This is a genomic window from Novosphingobium endophyticum (assembly GCF_014640675.1).
Lineage (GTDB): Bacteria > Pseudomonadota > Alphaproteobacteria > Sphingomonadales > Sphingomonadaceae > Novosphingobium > Novosphingobium endophyticum.
The window spans coordinates 29,265-52,137 of sequence record NZ_BMHK01000014.1; the positions used below are offsets into that span (position 1 = coordinate 29,265).

At 66.5% G+C, this 22,873-nt stretch carries 29 protein-coding genes; 14 read left to right on the plus strand and 15 right to left on the minus strand.

The window, feature by feature from the left end; translation table 11 throughout:
* Positions 1-2 precede the first annotated feature (2 nt).
* From sufC to IEX32_RS11555, 6 genes are all read left to right on the plus strand, one after another.
* Complete coding sequence (gene sufC, locus IEX32_RS11530) at positions 3-746, plus strand: Fe-S cluster assembly ATPase SufC (RefSeq protein WP_188771647.1); 744 nt, start codon at positions 3-5, stop codon at positions 744-746.
* Positions 747-861: 115 nt separating this feature from the next.
* Positions 862-1,599 carry a SufD family Fe-S cluster assembly protein gene (locus IEX32_RS11535; protein ID WP_229736332.1) on the plus strand — a complete coding sequence of 246 codons (738 nt, stop codon included), beginning with the start codon at positions 862-864 and terminating at the stop codon, positions 1,597-1,599.
* A 53-nt stretch (positions 1,600-1,652) separates the two neighbouring features.
* A complete protein-coding gene (locus IEX32_RS11540) occupies positions 1,653-2,810 on the plus strand; it encodes an aminotransferase class V-fold PLP-dependent enzyme (RefSeq protein ID WP_188771766.1) in 1,158 nt (385 codons plus the stop codon).
* Positions 2,807-3,295 (plus strand): SUF system Fe-S cluster assembly protein, encoded by a 489-nt coding sequence (locus tag IEX32_RS11545; protein ID WP_188771652.1) that lies wholly within the window; start codon positions 2,807-2,809, stop codon positions 3,293-3,295. Before IEX32_RS11540 ends, IEX32_RS11545 begins: the two co-directional genes overlap by 4 nt.
* Entirely contained in the window at positions 3,292-3,810 is a 519-nt protein-coding gene (locus IEX32_RS11550) for a GNAT family N-acetyltransferase (protein ID WP_188771654.1), read from the plus strand. Before IEX32_RS11545 ends, IEX32_RS11550 begins: the two co-directional genes overlap by 4 nt.
* Positions 3,807-4,166 carry a HesB/IscA family protein gene (locus IEX32_RS11555; RefSeq protein ID WP_188771656.1) on the plus strand — a complete coding sequence of 120 codons (360 nt, stop codon included), beginning with the start codon at positions 3,807-3,809 and terminating at the stop codon, positions 4,164-4,166. The genes IEX32_RS11550 and IEX32_RS11555 overlap by 4 nt, the downstream gene beginning before the upstream one ends.
* A gap of 17 nt (positions 4,167-4,183) precedes the next feature.
* Here IEX32_RS11555 and IEX32_RS11560 read toward each other — a convergent pair whose 3' ends face one another.
* Positions 4,184-4,486: a hypothetical protein gene (locus IEX32_RS11560; RefSeq protein ID WP_188771658.1), complete on the minus strand. Its 303-nt coding sequence runs from the start codon at positions 4,484-4,486 to the stop codon at positions 4,184-4,186.
* 85 nt (positions 4,487-4,571) lie between these two features.
* The gene (locus IEX32_RS21085) at positions 4,572-4,826 is read right to left on the minus strand and encodes a hypothetical protein (protein ID WP_373285441.1); all 255 of its coding nucleotides are present in this window, start codon (positions 4,824-4,826) and stop codon (positions 4,572-4,574) included.
* A 148-nt stretch (positions 4,827-4,974) separates the two neighbouring features.
* Here IEX32_RS21085 and IEX32_RS11570 point away from each other — a divergent pair, with 148 nt between their 5' ends.
* Positions 4,975-5,124 carry a hypothetical protein gene (locus tag IEX32_RS11570; protein WP_188771777.1) on the plus strand — a complete coding sequence of 50 codons (150 nt, stop codon included), beginning with the start codon at positions 4,975-4,977 and terminating at the stop codon, positions 5,122-5,124.
* A gap of 48 nt (positions 5,125-5,172) precedes the next feature.
* Positions 5,173-6,180 (plus strand): adenosine kinase, encoded by a 1,008-nt coding sequence (locus IEX32_RS11575; protein WP_188771662.1) that lies wholly within the window; start codon positions 5,173-5,175, stop codon positions 6,178-6,180.
* 15 nt (positions 6,181-6,195) lie between these two features.
* Here IEX32_RS11575 and IEX32_RS11580 read toward each other — a convergent pair whose 3' ends face one another.
* Together IEX32_RS11580 and purD are read right to left on the minus strand one after the other, a co-directional pair.
* Positions 6,196-6,690 (minus strand): hypothetical protein, encoded by a 495-nt coding sequence (locus tag IEX32_RS11580; RefSeq protein ID WP_188771664.1) that lies wholly within the window; start codon positions 6,688-6,690, stop codon positions 6,196-6,198.
* A 13-nt stretch (positions 6,691-6,703) separates the two neighbouring features.
* A complete protein-coding gene (purD, locus tag IEX32_RS11585) occupies positions 6,704-7,987 on the minus strand; it encodes a phosphoribosylamine--glycine ligase (RefSeq protein WP_188771666.1) in 1,284 nt (427 codons plus the stop codon).
* Here purD and xseA point away from each other — a divergent pair.
* Genes xseA through IEX32_RS11605 form a run of 4 tightly spaced genes read left to right on the plus strand, consistent with a single transcriptional unit; the run spans position 7,986 to position 11,692 of the window.
* Entirely contained in the window at positions 7,986-9,494 is a 1,509-nt protein-coding gene (xseA, locus tag IEX32_RS11590; protein ID WP_188771667.1) for an exodeoxyribonuclease VII large subunit, read from the plus strand. The two genes, purD and xseA, sit on opposite strands and share 2 nt — an antisense overlap.
* A gap of 27 nt (positions 9,495-9,521) precedes the next feature.
* Positions 9,522-9,725 (plus strand): DUF2093 domain-containing protein, encoded by a 204-nt coding sequence (locus IEX32_RS11595; RefSeq protein WP_188771669.1) that lies wholly within the window; start codon positions 9,522-9,524, stop codon positions 9,723-9,725.
* Positions 9,722-10,657 carry a M23 family metallopeptidase gene (locus IEX32_RS11600; RefSeq protein WP_188771671.1) on the plus strand — a complete coding sequence of 312 codons (936 nt, stop codon included), beginning with the start codon at positions 9,722-9,724 and terminating at the stop codon, positions 10,655-10,657. The genes IEX32_RS11595 and IEX32_RS11600 overlap by 4 nt, the downstream gene beginning before the upstream one ends.
* A 48-nt stretch (positions 10,658-10,705) precedes the next feature.
* The gene (locus IEX32_RS11605; RefSeq protein WP_188771673.1) at positions 10,706-11,692 is read left to right on the plus strand and encodes an esterase-like activity of phytase family protein; all 987 of its coding nucleotides are present in this window, start codon (positions 10,706-10,708) and stop codon (positions 11,690-11,692) included.
* Between the two features lie 102 nt (positions 11,693-11,794).
* Here IEX32_RS11605 and rpmB read toward each other — a convergent pair whose 3' ends face one another.
* Positions 11,795-12,079: a 50S ribosomal protein L28 gene (gene rpmB, locus IEX32_RS11610; protein WP_188771675.1), complete on the minus strand. Its 285-nt coding sequence runs from the start codon at positions 12,077-12,079 to the stop codon at positions 11,795-11,797.
* A 112-nt stretch (positions 12,080-12,191) separates the two neighbouring features.
* On the opposite strand from rpmB, the gene IEX32_RS11615 reads away from it, so the two are divergent.
* On the plus strand, positions 12,192-12,647 hold the full coding sequence (locus IEX32_RS11615; protein ID WP_188771677.1) for a nucleoside deaminase: 456 nt from the start codon (positions 12,192-12,194) through the stop codon (positions 12,645-12,647).
* A gap of 17 nt (positions 12,648-12,664) precedes the next feature.
* On the opposite strand, the gene IEX32_RS11620 is transcribed toward IEX32_RS11615, so the two are convergent.
* From IEX32_RS11620 to IEX32_RS11665, 10 genes are all read right to left on the minus strand, one after another.
* Positions 12,665-13,357, minus strand: coding sequence for a ribonuclease T2 family protein (locus IEX32_RS11620; RefSeq protein WP_229736333.1), 693 nt, complete (start codon positions 13,355-13,357; stop codon positions 12,665-12,667).
* Positions 13,354-14,214, minus strand: coding sequence for a carboxylating nicotinate-nucleotide diphosphorylase (nadC, locus tag IEX32_RS11625; RefSeq protein ID WP_188771679.1), 861 nt, complete (start codon positions 14,212-14,214; stop codon positions 13,354-13,356). Before nadC ends, IEX32_RS11620 begins: the two co-directional genes overlap by 4 nt.
* Before the next feature lie 90 nt (positions 14,215-14,304).
* Positions 14,305-15,102, minus strand: a complete 798-nt coding sequence (locus IEX32_RS11630) for a LytR/AlgR family response regulator transcription factor (protein WP_188771681.1) — start codon at positions 15,100-15,102, stop codon at positions 14,305-14,307.
* Positions 15,103-15,149: 47 nt separating this feature from the next.
* Positions 15,150-16,313, minus strand: coding sequence for a sensor histidine kinase (locus IEX32_RS11635; protein WP_188771682.1), 1,164 nt, complete (start codon positions 16,311-16,313; stop codon positions 15,150-15,152).
* A gap of 53 nt (positions 16,314-16,366) precedes the next feature.
* Positions 16,367-17,065: a DsbA family protein gene (locus tag IEX32_RS11640; protein WP_188771684.1), complete on the minus strand. Its 699-nt coding sequence runs from the start codon at positions 17,063-17,065 to the stop codon at positions 16,367-16,369.
* A gap of 53 nt (positions 17,066-17,118) precedes the next feature.
* A complete protein-coding gene (locus IEX32_RS11645) occupies positions 17,119-18,489 on the minus strand; it encodes a M48 family metalloprotease (protein ID WP_188771686.1) in 1,371 nt (456 codons plus the stop codon).
* 135 nt (positions 18,490-18,624) lie between these two features.
* The gene (locus tag IEX32_RS11650; protein WP_188771688.1) at positions 18,625-19,989 is read right to left on the minus strand and encodes a PAS domain-containing protein; all 1,365 of its coding nucleotides are present in this window, start codon (positions 19,987-19,989) and stop codon (positions 18,625-18,627) included.
* A gap of 124 nt (positions 19,990-20,113) precedes the next feature.
* Positions 20,114-21,001 carry a metallophosphoesterase family protein gene (locus IEX32_RS11655; protein WP_229736334.1) on the minus strand — a complete coding sequence of 296 codons (888 nt, stop codon included), beginning with the start codon at positions 20,999-21,001 and terminating at the stop codon, positions 20,114-20,116.
* Complete coding sequence (locus IEX32_RS11660; protein ID WP_188771690.1) at positions 20,991-21,845, minus strand: diacylglycerol/lipid kinase family protein; 855 nt, start codon at positions 21,843-21,845, stop codon at positions 20,991-20,993. Before IEX32_RS11660 ends, IEX32_RS11655 begins: the two co-directional genes overlap by 11 nt.
* A 43-nt stretch (positions 21,846-21,888) precedes the next feature.
* Positions 21,889-22,158, minus strand: coding sequence for a hypothetical protein (locus IEX32_RS11665; protein ID WP_188771692.1), 270 nt, complete (start codon positions 22,156-22,158; stop codon positions 21,889-21,891).
* Positions 22,159-22,426: 268 nt separating this feature from the next.
* On the opposite strand from IEX32_RS11665, the gene IEX32_RS11670 reads away from it, so the two are divergent.
* Positions 22,427-22,732 carry a UrcA family protein gene (locus IEX32_RS11670; RefSeq protein ID WP_188771694.1) on the plus strand — a complete coding sequence of 102 codons (306 nt, stop codon included), beginning with the start codon at positions 22,427-22,429 and terminating at the stop codon, positions 22,730-22,732.
* Positions 22,733-22,873 lie beyond the last annotated feature (141 nt).

The window sequence follows — 22,873 nt, forward strand, 5'->3', positions numbered from 1 at the left end:
CAATGCTCAAGATTGATAACCTCCAGGCGAATGTAGCCGACAAGCCGATCCTCAAGGGCCTTTCGCTCGAGATCAATCCGGGCGAGATCCATGCCATCATGGGTCCGAACGGTGCGGGAAAATCCACGCTCGGCTACACGCTTGGCGGGCGGCCGGGCTATGAAGTGACCGGCGGATCTGTGAGCTTCGGCGGGCAGGACCTGTTCGAGCTGGAACCGCACGAGCGCGCCGCCGCCGGGCTGTTCCTCGGCTTCCAGTACCCGGTCGAGATACCGGGCGTCTCCTTCGTCCAGTTCCTGCGCGAAGCCGCCAATGCGCAGCGCAAGGGCAGGGGCGAGGAACCGCTTTCGGGCGGCGAGTTCCTCAAGCTCGCGCGCGAGAAGGCGGGCCTGCTCAAGATGGACATGGACATGCTCAAGCGTCCGGTGAACGTCGGCTTTTCCGGCGGCGAGAAGAAGCGCGCCGAGATGGTTCAGATGGGCATCCTCGAGCCGAAACTGGCGATCCTCGACGAGACCGACTCCGGCCTCGACATCGACGCCCTGCGCATCGTGGGCGAGGGCATCAACACGATCATGCGCGCGCCGGACAAGGCGGTGCTGCTGATCACGCACTACCAGCGGCTGCTCGACTACGTGAAGCCGGACAAGGTGCACGTCCTGGCCGGTGGGCGCATCGTCAAGTCCGGCGGACCGGAGCTGGCGCACCAGCTCGAGGAAGAAGGCTACGAGGCGGTGGCTGCGTGATGACGCATTGCAGCTTCTTTCCCGGAAGCCCCGCGAAGACCGGGCTCCAGCCGCCATGCAACCTCGCGGACAAGCGCGATCCCCGCCTGCGCGGGGCCGGACGGGGATTTTTGACGTGACGCAGGTCCAGACCCTCCCCACCCGCAGGGAAGAAGCCTTCCGTTATACCGACCTCGACGCGCTGGCCGGTGTATGGCCCGTCGAGCGCGAGGAAATCTGCGTCGTCGCGGGAACCGAGGAATCGCGTCAGGTCGTCGAGCTTGGCGAAGGCGCGGTGGCGCGCCATCTCGTCATCCGGCTGGAAAAGCAGGCGAAGCTCGACTTGCGCATCCTTTCGGCGGGTCCTGTCTTCGGCCGGATCGCGGTCGACGTCGAACTGGCCGAGGGCGCCGACTTCACGCTCGGCGCCGCGCAGCTCGCGACCGGTTCGGAGACGCTGGAAATCGTCACCGAAGTCACCCATCTCGAGCCGGATGCCACATCCTCGCAGACTGTGCGTACCGTGCTTGCGGGCCATTCGACCGGAACCTACCTCGGCCGCGTCGCGGTGGCGCGCGGGGCTGACGGAACCGATGCGGAACAGTCGGTGCGCGCCATGCTGCTCGAGCGCACGGCGACGGCCAACGCCCGCCCCGAGCTTGAGATCTTCGCCGATGACGTCAAGGCGGCACACGGCTGCGCGGTCGGTGAACTCGATGCGCAGGGCCTTTTCTATCTCGAATCACGCGGGCTCACACCGCCGCAGGCCAAGCGCCTGATGTTGCAGGCCTTCATCGCCGAAGCCTTCACCGGCGCGCCGGGTGAAGACGCCCTGAGCGAGGCGGCATTGGCCCGACTGGAGGCGATACTGTGAGCAGCAGCACCCAGACCCTGATTGAAATCTCGCTGCGCGACCAGTTTCCCGGAATGGAGGGCGGCTGGCACTATCTCGATACGGCGGCGACGGCGCAAAAGCCGCGGGCCGTGATCGATGCCACGGTGAACGCGCTGGGGCGCGACTACGCGACGGTGCATCGCGGCGTCTACGCACGCTCGGCCGAAATGACGCTGGCGTTCGAGGCGGCGCGGCGGCGGGTCGCCGGGTTTCTCGGCGGACGCGAGGAAGAGATCGTGTTTGTCCGGGGCGCGACCGAGGCGATCAACCTCGTCGCCAACACCTGGGGCGCGCAGACCCTCAAGGCGGGCGACCGCATCCTGCTCTCGACGCTGGAGCATCACTCCAACATCGTCCCCTGGCAGCTCCTGCGCGATCGCACCGGGGTCGAAATCGATGTCTGCCCGCTCACCGACGACGGCCGGATCGACCTCGAAGCCGCCGAACGCATGCTCACCCCGGCGCACAAGCTGGTGGCCTTTGCCCATGTCTCCAACGTGCTCGGCTCGGTGCTCGACGTGGAACATGCCGCCCGCCTGGCGCACAATGTGGGCGCGAAGCTGCTGATAGACGGCTGCCAGGCCGCGCCGCGGATCAGGCTCGACGTGGCCGCGCTCGGCTGTGACTTCTACACCTTCTCGGCGCACAAACTCTACGGGCCGACCGGCGTGGGCGCGCTCTGGGTCCGCTCCGAAATTCTCGATGCCATGCCCCCCTGGCACGGCGGCGGCTCGATGATCGACCGGGTGACGTTCGAGAAAACGACCTGGGCCCCCGCGCCGCAGCGCTTCGAGGCGGGCACCCCGGCCATTGCCGAAGTGATCGGCCTGGCCGCCGCCATCGACTGGCTCGAAGACGTCGGCCTCGACCTCGCCGAAGCGCATGAACGGGCGCTCGCGACGAAGCTGCGTGAGGAACTCTCGCGGCGCAATGACGTCACTGTGTTCGGCCCCGCGCATTCGGCGGGAATCGTCAGTTTCGCGCTCGACGGCGTGCATCCGCACGATCTCGGCACGATCCTCGACGAGGAAGGCGTTGCCATCCGCGCCGGCCACCACTGCGCGCAGCCGCTGATGGACCACCTGGGCGTTCCCGCGACGGCGAGGGCCAGCTTCGGCCTCTACAACGACGAAAGCGACATCGAGGCGCTCCTGAAAGGGATCGAGCGCACGAGGAGAATATTCGGATGAACGACGAGACGCGCAAGTTCCAGGTAGAGGAAGTCGACGCAACGACGCCGCCGCCCCGGGCGCGGGTCGAGGATGCGGCTCCGTCTGCCGAGAGTTCGGCCGAGAAGCTGGGGCGCAAGCGCGACTACCTCGAAGGGTTCCTGGCCGAGAAGCCGCAGGACTCCGATCCCGCCGAACCGGGCGGAGCGGTCTACGACGGCGTGATTGCCGCGCTCAAGGAGATCTACGACCCGGAAATTCCGGTGAACATCTACGATCTCGGCCTGATCTATGGTGTCGACGTCTCGCCCGACGCCTCGGTCGCGGTGACGATGACGCTGACGACGCCGCATTGCCCCGTCGCCGAATCGATGCCGGGCGAAGTCGAGCTACGCGTCGCTTCGGTCCCCGGCGTGCGCGACTGCGAGGTCAATCTGGTCTGGGATCCGCCGTGGGACATGGCGAAGATGTCCGACGAGGCGAAGCTGGAACTGGGCATGCTGTGACCGGAACGCTCGCCCTTCCCCAGCTTGTCGAAGGATTGACCGTTCGCCTTGCCGACTATGGCTACGAAGGCGACGCGGCAGCTGTCGTGGCGCTGCTCGATGCCTATGCGCGCGATCCGATGGGCGGCGGCGAGGGCCTGGACGAAGCGGTGCGCGGCAGGCTCGTCCCCGCTCTCGATGCCTTCCCCGGTGCCTTCACGCTGCTGGCGTTCAACGGCGAGGAGGCGGTGGGCCTCGCCAACTGCTTCACCGGCTTTTCGACGTTCGCGGCGAGGCCGCTCGTCAATATCCATGATCTTGTGGTATCCTCCGGTCACCGGGGCCAAGGCATCGGCCGCGCCCTGATGCAGGCGATCGAAGCCGAGGCCCGCGCACGCGGCGCCTGCAAGGTCACTCTCGAAGTGCTGAGCGGCAATGCGCCGGCCAGGGCGCTCTACGCATCGCTCGGCTACGGAAACTACGCGCTCGATCCCGAGAAGGGAACGGCGCAATTCTGGGAAAAGAAGCTGCCATGACGACAACAGCGACGACACGCCAGCGCCCCGCAGCCGTCATCCTGACGCCTTCCGCCGAAGAGCGTATCGCCCGGCTCATGGCGCAGGCCCCCGATGGCGCGATCGGCGTCAAGCTCTCGACACCGCGCCGGGGCTGCTCGGGCCTTGCCTATTCGGTCGATTACGTGAGCGAGGAAAATCCGCTCGACGAGAAGATCGAGACGCCGGGCGGCAACTTCTACATCGACGGCGCCTCGGTGCTCTACCTGATCGGTTCGACGATGTCGTGGCAGGAGGACGACTTCACCGCCGGCTTCGTGTTCGAAAATCCCAATGCCAAGGGAAGCTGCGGCTGCGGCGAGAGCTTCACGGTCTGAGGCGTGAGAGCCGGTTTTCAGTGACCCCAGGTGTCGAAAGTGGAATAGCGCGTTTCGGTGTCGGCGCGCGTCTGTTCGGCCAGCGAGATCATTTCGGCATCGCCTTTCCACTCGCGCGGATCGAAGCGGACCGCGCTATAGATATCGACGACCTCGTATTCGTCCTCATCGAGCGCCTCGCTGGCGAGCCATATGGCCTCGCGAATGTCGGGACTCGAAACAAGGCAGGTGACATAGGCGCCCGCGTAGCCTTCCCGGCGTAATGGCAGACTGTCGCCGGCAAGCTCACAGGACACGAGAAAGACACTGTCCGTCGCCATGAAGCACAGACTAGCGCCGGATAACTAACTTTGACAATTCGTATTTTCCCCCGGCACGGCCAACGCGTGCGCGGGGGACCGGGCCTCAGCGTTGCCGCAGCGCCGCCACGCAGGCCGCGCGATCGACGTCCTGCCCGTCCGAGCCCCGGCGCGCGTCCACGAACGTCGCCAGCGGTTCACGCGAACCCGAAGTCGGGTAGAGGTAGATATCCAGCACGCAGGCCGCGCCGGTGAACTGCAGCTTGCGGGCATCGCCTTCCCATACGTCGAGGCGCGGCGTGCCGAACTCGCGGACGAGCTGCTTCTGGTTCGCGCCGATCACGCCTTCGAGGCCGGGCATGCTCTGAATCTTCGGATCGCGCGGCAAGGTGCGGCTGGGCTGACGGACCGGTGGAACCTTGCTCGACGAGGCTCCGCCCGGTGCACTGACGATGCCCCCAGGGACCGCGCTGCACGCGGCAAGGGCCAGGGCAAGGCAGAAACTGGCGATGGATCCGCGCACTCGGGTGAAAGGGCGGCGCGGGGCAGACCCGGACAATGTCGTCATCATGGCTGGGCACCGCATCGCGCGCCGCCGCGCCGCTGTCAACGCCGCGCAACCCGAAGCCGCGCTTGCGGAGCGGCAGGCCGCGCGCTAGTCGCGCCGTGACGCCTTTCCCAACGAATTGATCGAAGGACTTCCCTGCATGGCCTCCAATCCCGTGGCGCCCGTTCTGGACGTCATCGCCATAGGTAATGCGATCATCGACGTGATCGCCGATTGCGAGGACAGCCGCATCGAGGAGCTGGGGCTCGCACGCGGCGGCATGATGCTGATCGACACCGATCAGGCCCGCGATCTCTACGCTGCGATGGGTCCGGCACGGGAGATTTCGGGGGGCTCCGCCGCGAACACGCTGGCCGGCCTCGCCTCGCTTGGCGCAAGGTGCGCCTTCATCGGCCAGGTTGCGGACGACCAGCTCGGCGAAGTCTTCGCGCATGACATTCGCGCCGCCGGAATCGCGTTCGATATCGCACCGCGCGCGGGCGACCCGCCGACGGCGCGCTGCCTGATCTTCGTGACGCCGGACGGCCAGCGCACGATGAACACTTTCCTCGGCGCCTCGCATTACCTCCCCGCCGAGGCGCTCGACGAAGCGGCCATCGCGCGCGCCGCCGTGCTCTATCTGGAAGGCTACCTCTGGGATCCCGAGGAGCCGCGCGCGGCCATGCGCAAGGCGATCGCGGCCGCGCGCCGGGCAGGCCGCAAGGTCGCCTTCACCCCTTCGGAAAGCTTCGTGATCGAGCGCCACCGCGACGACTTCATGGCGCTGATCGACGCGGGCGAGATCGACGTGCTGTTCTGCAACGAGCACGAGATGGCCGCGCTGGTCCGGACCGACGACTTCGAAGCCGGGATCGCCATGCTGGCGCCGAAAATCCCCGTGCTCGTCGTCACGCGCGGCCCCGGCGGCGCGGTCGCCCTTTCAGGCGGCGAGCGCGCCGAAGTCGCGGCGGAGCCGATCGACCGGGTCGTCGACACGACGGGGGCGGGCGACCTCTTCGCAGCCGGGTTCCTCTTCGCCCACGTGCGCGGCATGCCGCTCGAAAAGTGCCTGAGACTCGGCGCGATCTGCGCCTGCGAGGTGATTTCGCACTACGGCGCCCGTCCCGAAAAGAACCTGAGCGCGCTGATGGCCGAGCGGCTGGGCTAGGGCCGGAAAAGCCCGTCAGCCCACCGTCCGGCTCGCCTGCAGCTTGCCCAGGCATTGCTCCTTCGCCCGGTCGCGGTCCTCGGCAAGGGCAGCGGCAAGCTGCGAGGGAAGGGCGCAGCCGCGCTCGGGCCGGATCGGATGGCGCCGGCGGCACGATTTCTCGGTGCTGAAGAAATTGTCGAGGCAATCCTCGAACTCGGCGACATCGCTGCGATGCATCGCGCGGCAGGCTGACGCCCAGCGGTTCTTGTAGCGCAGTTCGGCGAAATTCAGGCAGTCCTCATATTCGACGCGGGCGGCCTGCTGGCGCCGCGACTGCTCGGCCGCGAACCTCGCCTCGGCATCGCGCCGCGCCTGCTCCCCGGCCTCGGCCTCGGCCTCCCGGCGCTCGGCCTGGAGCCGGGCGTGGTTCGGCAGGAATATTCCATAATAGTAGCCGGCGCCGCTTCCCGCGATCAGCAGCGCCAGAGCGGCGCAGAGCTTGAGGATGGCCCCGGCACGGTCGAGCATCGCGGCGTTCCGGTCAGCCCTTGCCGGCTTCGCGCGCGACTTCGCGCCAGCCGATGTCGCGGCGGCAGAAGCCGGTCGGGAAATCTATGGCATCGACTGTGGCATAGGCGCGTGCCTGGGCCTCGGTCACCGAGGCTCCGAGCGCGGTGACGTTGAGCACGCGCCCGCCATTGGCAACGAGCGCACCGTCCGCGATCGCGGTGCCCGCGTGGAACACCTTGGCGCCGCCGCGCTCCGCCTCGGCAATGCCGCCGATCCGCCCGCCCTTCTCGGGCGTTCCGGGATAACCCCTGGCCGCCATGACCACGGTGAGCGCGGTCTGTTCCGAAAAGCGCGGCGAAGGAATCGCGCCGAGCCGGTTTTCCGCGCAGGCATGGAGGATTTCGACAAGATCGCTTTCGAGCCGCATCATCATCGCCTGGCATTCGGGATCGCCGAAGCGGCAGTTGTACTCGATCAGCTTCGGCCCCTCCTGGGTCAGCATCAGCCCCAGGAACAGCACGCCCGAATAGGGCATGCCCTCGTTGGCCAGCGTCCGGACGGTCGGCGCGATGATCCTCGTGAACGCTTCCGCCTCGAGCGCGGGGGTGAGCACCGGCGCGGGGCTGTAGGCGCCCATGCCGCCGGTGTTGGGGCCCGTATCACCGTCGCCCACGCGCTTGTGGTCCTGCGCGGATGCGAAGGGGACGATGGTGCCGCCATCGGTCAGCGCGAAGAAGCTGGCCTCCTCGCCTTCGAGGAACTCCTCGATCACCGCCTCCGCCCCGGCCTCACCGAATCGGCCGGCGAAGATCTCGCGAACGGCGTCCTCGGCCTCCGCCATGGTCATCGCGACGGTCACGCCCTTGCCCGCCGCGAGCCCGTCGGCCTTGATGACCACGGGGGCGCCGAACCGCTCGAGCGCCGCCATGCCGTCCGCCTCGCTGGAGACGCGCACATAGCCGGCGGTCGGAATGCCGGCGCGCTCGCACAAGTCCTTGGTGAAGCCCTTGGAGCCTTCGAGCTGCGCGGCGGCCTTGCTCGGCCCGAACACCGAAAACCCGGCGGCGCGCAGGGAATCGGCAAGGCCGTCCACCAGCGGCGCTTCCGGCCCGATCACGACAAGACCGATCACCTTTTCCTCGCAAAAGGCGACCACGGCGGCATGATCGCCGGCGTCGAGCGAGACGCATGTGCCGACCTCGGCAATACCCGGATTTCCGGGCGCGGCGTATAGCGCGCGGCAAAGCGGGGATTGCGCCAGCTTCCACGCCAGCGCATGTTCGCGTCCGCCCGAGCCCAGAAGAAGGATATTCATGTCGCAGCCTTTCGACGATGACGAGTACGGAAATGGTCGTCCGGGGGGGCTGGTAGCGAAGCAATCGGCCGGGGACAACGCCGCGCCGCTGACCATCAGCGAGATTTCGGCGCTGCTCAAGCGCACCGTCGAGGACCGCTTCGGCTTCGTGCGTCTGCGCGGCGAGCTTTCGGGCGTCAAGCGCGCCGCCTCCGGCCACCTCTACTGCGCGCTCAAGGACGAGAAGGCGGTAATCGACGGCGTCATGTGGCGCGGCGGTGCCCAGCGGCTCGGCTTCCGGCCCGAGGACGGGCTGGAAGTGGTCGTTTCGGGCAAGCTGACGACTTATCCCGGCCGTTCGAAGTACCAGATCGTCATCGAGACGATGGAGATCGCGGGCGAGGGCGCGCTGCTCGCGCTGCTCGAAAAGCTGCGCGCGCGCCTCGCCGCCGAGGGCCTCTTTGCGCCCGAGCGCAAGCGGCCGCTGCCCTTCCTGCCGCAAGTCATCGGCGTCGTGACGTCACCCACCGGCGCGGTGATCCGCGACATTCTCCACCGCCTCGCGGACCGTTTCCCGAGCCATGTGCTGGTCTGGCCGGTTCTGGTGCAAGGCGAGGGAGCCGCGCAGCAGGTTGCCGATGCCATACGCGGATTCTCCCGGATGCGGGCCGATGGACCAGTGCCGCGCCCCGACCTTGTGATCGTCGCGCGCGGCGGCGGTTCGATCGAAGACCTCTGGGCCTTCAACGAGGAGGCGGTCGTGCGCGCGGTCGCCGAGTGTGCGATCCCGGTGATCTCGGCGGTCGGGCACGAGACCGACACGACGCTGTGCGACCATGCCGCCGACCGCCGCGCGCCCACGCCCACCGCCGCCGCCGAAATCGCGGTGCCGGTGCGCGCCGAACTCATGGCGACGCTCGACGAACTGGCCTTGCGCAAGCGCCGCTGCGCGCTGCGCCCGGTCACGCTCGGGCGCGAGCGGCTGGAGGCACGGGTGCAGCGTCTTCCGAAGCCGGAAGCAATCCTCGCCGCCAAGGCCCAGAAACTCGACGAGCTTTCCGAACGCCTGCGCAGGGGGTTGCAGGACCGCGCCGCCATCGCCGAAAAGCGCCTCAACGCGGTAGGAAGGCCGCTGCCGCTCCTGCGCCACCGCGCGCAGGCCTGCGGCGAACGTCTGGCGCGTGCCGGCCTGACGCCGCCCTTGCTGACCCGCCGCTGGGCGCTCGCGCGCGACGCCTTCGCGCCGGTCGCCCGCGTGCTGCCCCAGCTCGACCCGCGCCTGCCGCTGCAGCGCGGCTATGCGCTGGTAAAGGCGAGCGATGGACGGGCGCTGACCAGCCGCGAACAGGCCGCGCGCGAACAGGCGCTGGTTCTGGAATTCCGCGACGGGGAGCTGCCGGTCACGGCAGGTTCAGGCGATCCGGCGTCTACTGCGCCCACGCCTTCGCCTCGCCCGCCCGCCCGCAAACCCTCCGCCAGACCGGCGCCGCGGGGATCAGGGGAGCCGAAGCAGGGCGATTTGTTTTGAACCTCGCGCTCTGCTAGAAATGTGCTCATGTTGATGTCCTCCGCCGACCGTCCCGCCACGCTCAGTTACGGCCCCAACGGGTTTCGTATGATCAGTTCCGGCCACTTCGTGGTCTGCGCCGTCACAGGCGAGAGAATCGCTCTCGAGGCGCTGCGCTACTGGAGCGTCGAGCGTCAGGAACCCTATGCCACTGCGGAAATCGCCACCCGGCGCCTGCTCGGGAAGGCATGAAGGGACGCAATACCCGCCTCGCACTGCTGAAGATCGGCGGGATCGCCGCGGTCCTGACGCTGTTCGCCGTCGGCCGCTGGCTGATCGGCCCGGGCGCTGCATCAGCGGAGGAACAACCGCGTAGCGCGGCGATGGCGCAGGCTTCCACCGCCGGACCGCCGCCCGAGCGGCCGGCCAAGCTCACTTTCAGCGGTGAGCTGACGCAAGGCGGCTGGATTCGCGGCGTGGCGCCGCTCGGCACGGCGCAGCTCATGCTCGACGATCAGGTCGTGGAAATTTCCGCCGAAGGCGACTGGTTTGCCGCCTTTGACCGCGACGCAAAGCCCGCCGAGACGCTGCGGGCGACACTGGCGGACGGCCGTTCGCTGACGCAGCGGCTGACGGTCAGCCCGCGCGCCTGGCACATCGAGCATGTCAACATCGCGCGGCGGGCCGGCGGGCCGAGCGAGGCGTTCATGAAGCTGCGCCAGCCGGAGCTGGAACGCATCAATGCGGCGCGCGCGCTGCGGACCGGTGCGCAAGGCTGGCGGCAGCAGTTCATCTGGCCCGTTCGGGGGCGCATTTCCGGCCGTTTCGGATCGCAGCGGATCTATCGGGGCGAGCCGGGCAGCTATCATTCGGGAATCGACATCACGACCGGCAAGAGCGGCACGCCCTTCGTCGCGCCCGCTGATGGCGTGGTCATCCTCGCGGCGGAAAATCCCTTCACGCTGGAAGGCAATCTGCTGATGATCGACCACGGCATGGGCCTCAACAGCGCGTTCCTGCACTGCTCCGAGACCCTCGTGAAGGAAGGCCAGCATGTGAAGCAGGGGCAGGTCATCGGCAGGATCGGCATGACCGGCCGCGCAACGGGGCCGCACCTGCACTGGAGCATCAAGTGGGCGTCCGCCCGGCTCGATCCGCTGCTGTTCACCGGACCTATGGACTGATACGCCGCAAGCCCTTGCGGCGCGGGTGCGATCGACTATTCAGCCCTTGTGCGCCGCAGCATCGCCCTTGCCTTCCTGACCCTGCTCGTCGGTCTGACCTGGGCGCGTTCGCCGGAACCCGCGCGCGATCGCGGGCAGTCGTTCGCGTATGTCCCCCTCGCTGTCCCGCCGTGGGCGGATGCGGAATACCATCTCGGCGCGTTCAGCCTCGACGGCGCGTGGCAGATGGCAAGCCGCTCCTACGGCTTCGGCAGCTATTCCGCGCTGCTCGCGATGCCCGACAGAACGCTGCTCGCGCTGAGCGATAACGGCACCTATCTTCGCTTCACGCCGCCCGGCGCGGAGCGCGGCCGCTTCGAGACCGGCGAAATCAAGGTCGGCAAATTCAGGAGCAAGGAACAGCGCGACATCGAATCGGCGGCACGCGACCCACGGACCGGACAGCTCTGGCTGGGCCTGGAGGGCTCGAACGCGGTCATCCGTCTCGCGCCCGGCCTTGATGTGCTGGGCAAGGCTCGTCCGCGCGCGATCTCGCGGTGGGGGAGCAATTCCGGGGCCGAGGCGATGGCGCGGCTTGCCGATGGCCGCTTCGTCCTGCTGCGCGAAGCCGCCGATGACTGGCTCGCGAAATGGCGCCACGACGCTGTGGTATTCGAAGGCGATCCGACGGCGGGCGCGAAATCGTGGCATTTCGTTTTCGACGGGCCGGCCGGTTTCAGCCCGACCGACATGACGCAAATGCCCGATGGCCGGCTGCTGATTCTGATGCGGCGGCTGGTCTGGCCGATGCCGCAGCGCTTCGCAGGGCGCCTCGTCCTTGCTGACCCCGCGGACATTCGTCCGGGCAAGGTCTGGAAGGCGCGTGAGGTCGCCCGCATCGCCTCGAGCCTGCCGGTGGACAACTTCGAGGGGTTGGCCGTCGTGCCCTCCCGCGACGGTCGCCTGACCGTCTGGATCATCTCGGACGACAACTTTTCCAGGCTGCAGCGGACCGTTCTCTGGAAACTCTCGGTCGATCCGCGCCGGCTTCGCTGATCCGCCCCGGGGATCCCCGGCACGCGAAAAGGCGCGCGGGGACAGCCCCGCACGCCTTTTTGGAAACCGAATGCCCCCATGCTCCCCGAAGGGAGCGGAAGATCAGGCGGCCTGCTGCTTCTTGAGTTCGCGCTTTACCTTGACGGCGCGCGGGCTGAGCTTGGCGTCAGCGGTCTTGAGAAGCCAGTTGTCGAGGCCACCATTGTGCTCGACCGAACGCAGGCCATGCGTCGAGACGCGGAACTTGAAGCTGCGCTCAAGCCCGTCCGACATCAACGTGACGTTCTGGAGGTTGGGCAGGAAGACGCGCTTGGTCTTGTTGTTGGCGTGGCTGACGTTGCAGCCAACCTGGCGGCCCTTGCCGGTCAGTTCGCAGATGCGGGACATGTCTACTCTCGCTCGAAAAATCTGTGCCGTTGGTACGGGAAGGCGCGCCCTTACCGACTCACCCACGGAAGGTCAAGTTGCGCGGCGGATTTTGGCAGGCTAGCGCGTTGTCATGACTCGCTGGCCGCTCCCCGAATACATGCGTCTCGCCCTGGCGCAAGCCCGCAAGGCTGCCGAATCGGGCGAAGTGCCGATCGGCGCGGTGGTCGTGAAGGATGGCGAGGTGATCGCGGCTGGCCGCAATGCCCCGCGCGAGCGGCACGATCCCACCAGCCACGCGGAAATGGAGGCGATTCGCACCGCCGCGCGCATTCTCGGCAACGAACGCCTCGAAGGCTGCGAGCTGTGGGTGACGCTGGAACCCTGCGCGATGTGCGCCGGGGCGATCGTCCATGCCCGGATCGCGCGGCTTTATTACGGTGCCTCCGATCCCAAGGGCGGAGCCGTCGAACACGGCGCGCGCGTATTCGAGCAGGAGCAGTGCCTGCACCGCCCGGAGGTCTATCCGGGCATCGGCGAAGCCGAATCGGCGGACCTGCTGCGAAAGTTCTTCCGCGAACGGAGGTGAGATCGACCTTGCCGGGCCTATAGTCCCCGCCAGATCTTCAGATTCGCCGAATCAGCCGCCCCGAACCGCCATTTGTCGCAGGCCCTGGGCATGAAGTCCTTGCCGTAGCACAGCCGCACCTCGCGCAGCCAACCGGTGCGGCTCAGTTCGACACCAACGTAATCTGCCATCCAGTCGGGATTGAGCGCCACGAAGGCCTTGCGCAGATCCCCCACGGTGAGGTCGTCCTGCCGCGACAGGCGATCGGCGTCGGGCCAGCGGATCGAGCGCCAGAGAATCGCGCTGGCATTGAAGTAGGTCTCCGGCTTCTTCGTCATGCATGTCCCGTGCTTGGCCCATTCGTGCGCCAGCAGGCGGGCGGAGGGGGTCATGCACAAATGGCGGCGCAGGAGATCGGGGGAAGGCGCCGAACCGCTCCCGCACCATTGCGGAGGAGGGCCGAACCTCGCCTCGGGCCAGAGACCATGCAGGATGAAGCCGAAGCGTCCGTGGCGGCGCGAACATTGCATCGAGGATCTCTCGCCGCTCACCTTGCAGTAGTCCGGCGACCAGCTTGCCGCGAGCGTGTAGCCTGCAATCGCCACGCGGCGCGACGGCCCGTCCGGCGTTTCGGGGGGAACAGCCTCGATGGTGCGCGGCACGCTGCACTGGTAGGCCTGCGCCAGCGCGGGGGCGGGCAGGAGCGCCAGAGCGGCGAACAGCGCCCTCACAGCGGCGTGAAGTCGAGGCCGATGTCGGCGGCGGGCGCGCTCTGGGTGAGGCGGCCGACCGAGACGTAAGTGACGCCGGAAGCCGCAATCGCGCCGATGGTCTTGAGATTGACGCCGCCCGAAGCCTCGGTAGGCACCCGGCCCGCCACGATCGCCACGGCCTCGCGCAGCATGTCCGGCCCCATGTTGTCGAGCAGGAGATGATGCGCGCCGGCATCAAGGGCCGGTTCGATCTGCTCCAGGTGGTCGACCTCGCAGATGATCCGCGCGACCCCCGCTTCCCTGGCGCGCGCGACGGCGGGGCCGACACCGCCGGCGACGAGGACGTGATTGTCCTTGATCATCGCCGCGTCCCACAGGCCCATCCGGTGATTCATCGCGCCGCCCATGCGCGTGGCGTACTTTTCGAGGTGACGCAGGCCCGGAATGGTCTTGCGGGTATCGAGCAGCGTCGCGTGCCCGCCCATCGCATCGACATATTCGCGCGTCATCGTGGCGATACCCGAGAGGTGCTGGGCCGTATTGAGCGCCGAGCGCTCGGCCGTCAGCATGGCGCGGGCATTGCCGGTCAGGCGCATCAGGTCCGCGCCGGGCGAAACACGCGCGCCTTCCTCGACCAGGATCTTGATCTCCATCGCCGGATCGAGCTTGCGGAAGAAGGCGGCGGCGATCGGCAATCCGGCGACAGTGATGGCATCGCGCGAATCCATCACGCCGGAAAACCGGGCTTCGGCCTCGATCACGCTCTCGGAGGTGACGTCATGCCCGCCACCGGGCAGGCCGACGCCGAGGTCTTCGGCAAGCGTGGCGGCAATGAAGGCGTCAAGGTCGAAACCGGGAATGCTGAAGGTGTTCATGCCCGCGTCTTTTGCGCGTTCCCATCAGGATGTCGAGAGCAGGGCGTCATCCCGGCGCAGGCCGGGATGACGGGGTCGAGGTACAGACGTTCAATGCACGAAGCGCGCGATCACGTCCCGGTACGATCGGCTCACCTTCACCTGCGCGCCCGAATCCAGCACCAGGAAGCATTCGCCATTGGTATGTGGCTTCACCTGCCGGACCTGGTTGAGGTTGACGATTGTGGAGCGGTGGACGCGCTGGAACACGCGCGGATCGAGTCGGCGCTCGAGGTCCTTCATCGTCTCGCGCAGGATCAGCGAATTGTCGGCCGTGCGGATGCACATATAGTCGCCGGCCGCCTCGATATGTTCGATCGAATCGACGTCGATGCGGAAGATCTGCCCGCGATCCTTGATGTTGATGAGCTTTTCGTAGCGGTCGGCGCCGGGATCGGTTTCCTCGGGCATCGCCTCGATGGCATCGGGAGCAACCTCGGCGAGCACGTTCTTGAGCTTTTCCGCCTCATCGGCCGAACGTTTCTCGGTGAGGCGCTGGCGCACGCGGGCGAGCGTGTCGTCGAGCTTGTTCTCGTCGACCGGCTTCATCAGATAGTTCACCGCATTGGCCTCGAAGGCGCGCACGGCGTGTTCCTGATAGGCGGTGACGAAAACGAAAAGCGGCGGCTCGATCTCCATCACGCCCTTGACGACGGAAAAGCCGTCGAAGCCGGGCATCTGGATGTCGAGGAAGACGAGATCGGGCTTTTCGGTCTTGATCTTGCGGATCGCCTCACGCCCGTTGGCACAGGTGTCTATGATCTCGACGTCAGGGTATTTCTCCAGCCGCAGCTGAAGGCCCTGGATCGCGAGTTTCTCGTCATCGACGAGGATGGTGCGGATGGTCATATTGGTCAGTTCTCCGGACCGGCAAACGCACGTGGTCCTCAATTGTTTCATCTTGCGGCGATTGCCGCAAGTCTTGGAGCGTCCAATGCGTCCTCGATCGCTTCCTGGCGCTCGGCCGGAAGCTCGATCAGAACGGCGAAGCCGCCCTCGATCGGTTCGAGAGTCTCGAAACGATGCTGGTCGCCATAAGCCTGCGACAGACGATCACGGATGTTCGAAAGGCCGACGCCCGTGGAAACGGGCTCTCCTCCATCGTAAGTCATGCCTGAAAGTCTGTTGTTGGTCGTGGGGCTTTGCAAGCCGGGGCCCGTATCCGAAACGGTGATACGAAGCGTGGACCCGACGAGTTGCGTCGAGACGGTGATTTCCGCCCCGCTTTCCTGCGGGGTAACCGCGTATTTCACGGCATTTTCGACCAGCGGCTGCAGCAGCAGCGAAGGCAGCAGGCAGCTCTCGCTCGCCGGATCGATATGGAATTTCGTACGCAGGCGTTCCTCGAAACGCATGCGTTCGATGTCGAGGTAGAGCTTGAGCGTCTCCACTTCCTGCGCGACGGTTACCCGCGCCGAGGGCTTGTTGACGAGCGTATAGCGCAGGAACGAGGAAAGCCGCGAGAGCATGGCATTGGCCGGCTCGGTCTGCTTGAGCAGCACCAGCGTGGAGATCGAATTGAGCGTGTTGAACAGAAAATGCGGGTTGAGCTGATAACGCAGCATCGCCAGCTGCGCCTGCGCCGCCTGGTTCTCGAGCCTGATGAGCTGGTCGCTCTGTTCCTCGATCTGGAGGTAGAAGTTGATCGCATAGTAGAGCGCGGACCATGCGCCCAGCAGCGTCGCATCAAGATAGAACACGCCGAGGAACAGCTGCGTGAAACTCGCATCGCCGTCGGTGCGGTAGAGCGAAATCACCCAAGCATCGATGAAAGCGTGAAGCCCCACCGCCAGAGGGAGAATCAGCGCGGTCACGCCCCAGGTCACAATCGGGCGCTTGGTGATGAGCGTCCGGTAGACCACCGAAAGCACGAGCGAAATGGAAAAGCCGGTGATCGTCGCGATCACCACCAGCACGAGGTTGGACAGCGGCTGGTTGTTGGCGATCGCCGACATCGTTCGCAGCAGCATCGCGCCGGCCCAGCCGACGATCTGCAGGCGCCAGAACGCCTTGTCCTTGTCGGCGAAGAACGGGATCGGCTGGATCTGCAGGACGCTCATGGCTCAGTATCTAGCCCAGATCGGCGCAAAGCAGAACATTGCGCCGCTCTTAATCAACTCCCTCGTGCATCCTCGACAGCCTGCGCGAGCTGATCGAGGCCAACGGCGCCGGCGATCAGCCTTTCGCCCGCCACCCAGCTTGGCGTGCCGCCGAAGCCGAGGTTCTGGGCCATCTCGTAATTGCGATTGATCTCCGCCTCGACGGCGTCGCTCGCGGCGGTCTCGCGGGCACGTTCCAAGTCGAGCCCGACCGACTTCGCCACTGCCTCTATCGTCTGCGGATCGACCTGACCGGCAGCGAACATGGCATCGTGGAACGCGGCGAACTTGCCCTGTTCGGCGGCCGCGAGCGCCATTTTCGCCGCCTCGGCGCTGTGCGGACTGATGATCGGCAATTCGCGGATGACGATGCGCAGATCGGGATTGCTCCTCGCCAGTTCGTTCACGTGGGGCAGGCTCTGGCGGCAATAGCCGCAGGCATAGTCGCTGAACTCGACGAGCGTGACCTTGCCGTCGGGGTTGCCGAGCACGGCGCCGGGGAAGGGTGCCTCGACCGATTGCCGCACACCGGCGAGCTGCTGGCTGTTCTGCCGGTTCTGGAGGTTCTCCATCGCCTGGGGCAGGATTTCGGGATGCTCGAGAATATAGTCGTGAACCACGCTTTCGATTGCGGCGCGCCCGCCGAACCAGCCCCCGACCCCCACCAGCGCGATGCATCCCGCCGCCAGCGCAAACTTCAAACCACTTCCCATTCGTGAGTTCCTGCCTACGTACCGCGGTCCATCCCCGGCCTGTCGTTGCGTTCCTAGCGACGCTTCTTCTGGCGTTCCAGCTCGGCGCGGGCCTGCATCTCGATGTCCTGCGCGCGCAGCCAGTCGGGCGAGCCGGTCGGCAGGCCCGCCACCGCCGCCTGCGCGCTCGCCAGCGCCGCGCTCATGTCACCCGACAAGACCTGCTGTTCTGCGCTGGCGAGCCGGGCGCGCGGCATGTCCCCGCCTGCCGCGTAGATCACGCCAAGCTGGTACCAGGTGAACGGGTTCTCGCGATCGCGCGCCACCGCGTTGCGCAGGACGCGCTCGGCCTCCTTGAAATTGGCGGGATCCTCGGTGGCGATCAGCGCGTGGCCGAAAAGCGTGGCGATCAGCGGCTGGTTGCCCGTCAGTTCGGTGGCCTTGCGAAGCGCCGGCAACGCTTCTTGCGGCCGGCCCGATTCGAGCAGGATCTGCCCTTCAAGCTCAAGGAAATAGGGATCCTCGGGGTCGGCGGCGATCAGCGCGTCGGTCTCTGCCCGGGCCAGATCGAACCTGGCTTCCCTGTGATAGGCATAGGCCCGGGCATAGCGCGCCGGAATCGAATTGTCGGTAAGCGGATACTTGCGCAGCACGTCGCGCGGCTCGGCGAGATAGCCGAAGAGCTTGGCCTTCATGCGCAGGAAGCGATGCTGCAGCTCGGGATCGTCCGGCCTTTCCCAGGCATGATCGTGCTCGTAAGTGTCCTGCAGCGTCTGGATGCGGTCGCCGGTAAGGGGGTGGGTGGTATAGAACTCGTCCCCGTCACGCGGCCGGTAGCCGTAGCGGAACTCCATGTTCTGCAGCTTCTTGAAGAATTCGATCGAGCCGCGCCCGCTGATGCCCGCTTCCGAGAGGTACTTGGCGCCGGCGGCGTCGGCCGAGGCCTCCTGCGAACGGTTGTAGGCGAGGTACTTGCCCATGGCGGCCTGCTGGCCGGCCATGATCACGCCCATCGCCGCTTCGCCGCCGCCGGCCGCCGCCGCGGCAGCGCCGAGCAGCAGCGAAAGCAGCGAGATGTTGGTGGCGCTCCGGCTGCCGAGATTGAGGACGGCGTGGCCGCCCGTAACGTGGCCGAGCTCGTGCGCGATCACGCCCTGGACTTCGCCGGCGGTCTCGGCCTCGTTGATCAGGCCGCTGTTGAGATAGACCGCCTGGCCTCCGGCAACGAAGGCATTCACGGAAGGGTCGTTGATCAGCACGATGTCGACGTTCGCCGGATCGAGGCCGGAAGCCCTTACCAGCGGCGTGGCCATGTCCCTGAACAGCGCCTCGGTTTCGGCATCGCGCAGGATCGACTGGGCCACCGCGGGCGCCGCCATCCACCCGAGCAGGGCAAGAAAAGCCAGGAATTTTGCAAAGGGAGCGGCAATTCGCACGAAGGGCATCGTCTCTCTTGGAGCCTTTCGGCCTGAACAGGCGCTTAAGCGCCCGGGGAAGGGCGGTTCAGCGCACTTCCGCGAGTCTAGCGATGCAGCGCGATGTTTCCAAGAGAGACGACGAAATGTCCGTGCCGCGCGGCGTCAGTCCAGCAGATGACGCGCGGCGCGATCAAGCAGCGCCTGATCGTCGGCCACTTCGCCCAGCAGCACGACTTCGCCCGACTCCAGCCGGCGCGCGACGAGGACGGTGAACTCGCTGTCTCTGGCGACATCCTCAATCGGCTTGGGCGAGAGGTCGCGCAGACCCGACACCAGGCGTTCATGCCGCGAGAGAAGCTTTGCGTCCCTCCCGCTTTCCGCCCGGCGAAGACGGCGCTCTTCCCTGACCAGCCCCTTGAGCCCGCCCGGCGCTTCGGCGAGAAAGGCCGCCAGCGCGCCGCATTCCAGCCCCTGCCGCTGCCCGTGAGCAATTACGGTGGCGAATTCGGTGAGCCGGGTCTTGTCGTAGTCGGCACCGAAGACCAGCTTGACCAACGGAATCAGCGGGGCGCGATCCTGAACCTTGAGCCCGGCGTCCGCGACCAGTTCGGCGAATTCGTCCGGCGCTTCGGCGGCGGCCAGCGCGAAGTCGTACGCGCGGCCGATCGCGGAATAGAGGGCCTGGCGCGAGCGTTCCTCGCTGCTGCGCGCGGCAAGCGCCAGCTCGCGCGCCGAAGCCAGCCAGTCGCCCAGGCCCATGAGCCCAGCGGACGAAGGCAGCGGCGCATCGTCGGAATGTTCCTCGACGATTTCATAGCCGTCGAGAGGCAGGTCCATCTCCTCCGGCCCTTCCAACGGCTCCACCATTCCCCGCACGACGGGGCCGTCCGCCCAGTCCGTCAAAGGCATCGAGGCACGCAGCATGGCCGGGCGCGCCTCGACCGCTTCGTCGATCTGTCTCATCAGCGAATCGGTACTCGACTGGTCGGCGAGCTCCTTCCAGTTGATGACACCGTAGATATGGTCGATGGCCGCGTCATCGCGGGAGAAGGGCAGCAGGATGCCGCGATAGAGAATCGTCACCCCGCGCTGGTTGACGAATTCCGCCTCGAACCCGATCGGCGCCTGGTTGGCGATGATCTGCATGTAATGGTCGGTGATGCGGGTGAGCAGCGACCGGCTGGGAACCTCGCTGAGCGACCGAATCGCGCCGGTAACGTCGCATTCCGCGGAAAGCTCGGCTCCAAGGTAGGCAATCCGGGGGTCGTCGACGCCACCCGTGAAATCCAGCAATACGCTATGGGGGCCGAAATCCCCGAGTTCCTCCGGGTGGAGATCGGCGACGACCGGAAAACTGCGGTTGCCGAGCAGACTGGCCCAGAAATTGTAGGCGCGCACCTGCATGCGGCGCTCGTCCTTGCCGGCCACGGCCTCGGGCGGCTGCCTGCTGCTGCTGGCGTCGTCCATGCGGGAAAGGTCATCGTCGGACCTGTCCTCTCCGGAAAATGGGCCGCGCATAGTGTCCATGTGGAGTCCCTGAGAAATCGAGCTGGCCTCCATTCTGGCACAACGTGGTAAACCTTTGCTTAAGTTGCGCCCTCACGCGGCCCGGCAGCGAATGACCGTGCTCGTGCCGGCCCAGGGCCTTCTGCTAGTGGACCGGCGGATCGACCGGCGGCACGGCTCCGACGGGCGCCACGGGCTCGCCGCTCTCGCGCGGCGGCAGCGCGTTTTCGGGGACCTGCCGGATCTGCATGTCGGGCGTCGCGACATGCTCGAGATTGCGTGCCGTGACGTGAATCCGCGCGCCATCGATCACGATCTCGTTGAAGCTCGGCGGGGTGGAGCGGATGCGCCGGGACAATGTGCCGGCTCCGATCATGCGCAGCGGTCCTGCGGCGGTATCCACCGTCAGATCGAAGGGATCGTGGATGTGCCCCGAAAGAACCGCGGCAACCCCCCGACCGGCCAGAACCTCCATCGTCCGCGTGCCGTTTATCGTCAGCAGCTTGCCATCGCGCTCGCGGCGTTCGGTCAGCGGATGATGCGCGGCGATGAGGATGCGCGTGCCCGGCGGATGCGAATCAATGGCATCGAGCGTCTCGTCCAGCGCCCGCTCCGTCACCCAGCCGTTCGACCAGGGAAAGCGCTGCCATTGCCCGCGCGTCGTCGTCTTGAGCGGGACGATGGCAAGCCCGGGCAGATCGAGTTGCGCTTCGACCAAGCGCTTGATCCTCGCGAAGCGTTTGTAGGGGGTCACGAAGCGTTCGATGAGATTGAAATAGGGCAGATCGTGATTGCCCACTTCGACCGTAACCGGAACATCGAGCGCGGAGATCCAGGCATTGGCGGCATCGAACTCGCGGTGCCGCGCGCGCATTGTCAGGTCTCCGGTTATGGCAACCGCATGCGGCTTTTCGCGCGTTATGCAGGCTTCGACCCAAGACAGCGCGCGGCGATCCTCCAGCCCGAAGTGAATGTCGCTGAGATGGAACAGCTTGATCGGTCCCGAAAACATGTCGGAAACCTTACCGTGCATTGATCGTCTCCAACAGGTCCACTTCGCACGTCGCTAGGCGGAAGAGTTCCTCTGAAGCCCCGTCGAAGGGTTCGCCGTCGATCAGAAGGCCCATGGGTTCACCTTCCGGACACACCAGCCGGACCTCAGGGAAACAGCCGAGTTCGTCGTGCGGCCCGGTACGGTAATTGCGGTTGAGCAGCGCAATTCCCTGCCCGGCGTAGTCGGCAAGTGTCTCGGCATAGTAGCCTTTCAGTTCGAGGCCGGTTTCATGCGGGGTCACCGTGATCGCGGCATAGCCCTCCTCGCGCGCGCAGTCGACCTCGGGGCAAATGACCTTGGGCCCGGTCGCGGACCAGGCGATCGCGTCCTTGGTCGCGGTCATCATTTCGAGCACGTTCGAGGTCCGCAGGGCTTCGCGCACTTCGTTCCAGATCGTGCCGGGACCGGCCAGCACCCCGGTCAGTCCCTCTCCGTGGCGCGACCCGACGACCCCGGGCCGCACCCGGCGTGGCTCCGCATTCGCGAGCCTCTCGGCGATCTCCAAAGCCGGGACGTCTCCGTGGAGTCGCTTCGATAGGATATTCATCGTCCCGCCGGGCAGGACCAGCACACCGCCGTCCCAGCCGTAGACGCCGGTGACAGTACTGTGGACCGTGCCGTCGCCGGCGAAAACGGCGAGGATGTCGATCCGCTCCGAAACCAGTTGGTCGATGCCGGGCGCATCCTCTTCCGGGAAACGCGTCATGCCCGCGACGTCGTAGCCGGCGCCACGCAGCGCATGCACAAGCTGCTCCAGCGTTTCATCGTCGTTGCTGCCGCTATCGGGGTTGCTGACGAGCCAGATTTTCCTTGCCTGTGCCATGTATCAGAGAACCGGCCGGGCCTCCCCCGGTTCCCGCCTGGTATCAGACCTTACCGCTGAAAATGAGCCATGCCGAAATCCCGTTAAGCCCCGTGTAGAGCGCATAGAGCCACGCCCACCCCGCAGAGCCGGAAGCGGCCATGACCAACGCGCCCAGCAGCATGGCGAATTCGACAACCAGGCTGAGCCTGCCACCGAGCGGCCGGAAGAACCACGGGACCTGCGCCAGGATCGGATGCCCGCTTTCGAGCACGGCCTTGTGTGCGGCGAAGTTCACTACACCAAGGCAGAAGACGACGATAATGCCCAACATTGCCCCGCCATTCTACATCGCGGTCCGCGCGCGGGCCAGCGCGGGATGCGAATTACCGCGCGGCCATCCTCTCGGCGCTGTTGGTCGATTTCTGCCCATGTCGTTCGTCGACCGCGGACGTCGTTCGTCCGCCTGTCCGCGCATTCGTCGAAAGGGAAAGCCCCGCGGTCGAGGCCCGCGTGAACGGTGCCCGCTTCGCGTGCAGAACACACTCATCGAGCCGCACGGAACATCCCCCGCCCCGGCTCACCCTGAGGAGGAAGATTCGATGTTCAAGAGCACCCCGATCGCCGCCGCCCTGCTGGGCATGGCCCTGACCGCAACCCCCGCCTTCGCGAAGGATGTCGAAGTCCGTTACTCCGACCTCAACCTCGCCACCGTCGAAGGGCAGAAGACGCTGGATAAGCGGATCGAGCGCGCCGCCCGGGAAGCCTGCCACTATGACGTCAGGGTGACCGGCTCGCGCCTGCCCACGGCCGAATCCAGAGCCTGCTACAACAAGGCGCTGGACAGCGCGAAGACAATGATGGCCAGCAAGATCGAGGCCGCGCAGGAAGCGCAGCTCGGCGGCTGAGGCCGACACCCCCACCACGAGGTCCCAAAAAAGAAAAGACCCGAAACAAACTCGGCGGGCTTCGCGGCCCGCCGTTTTCTTTTTCCCGCTTTGGAAGATGGTTTGGAAATGCGCCGCAGGCGCGTTTCGCCGCACCGAAAG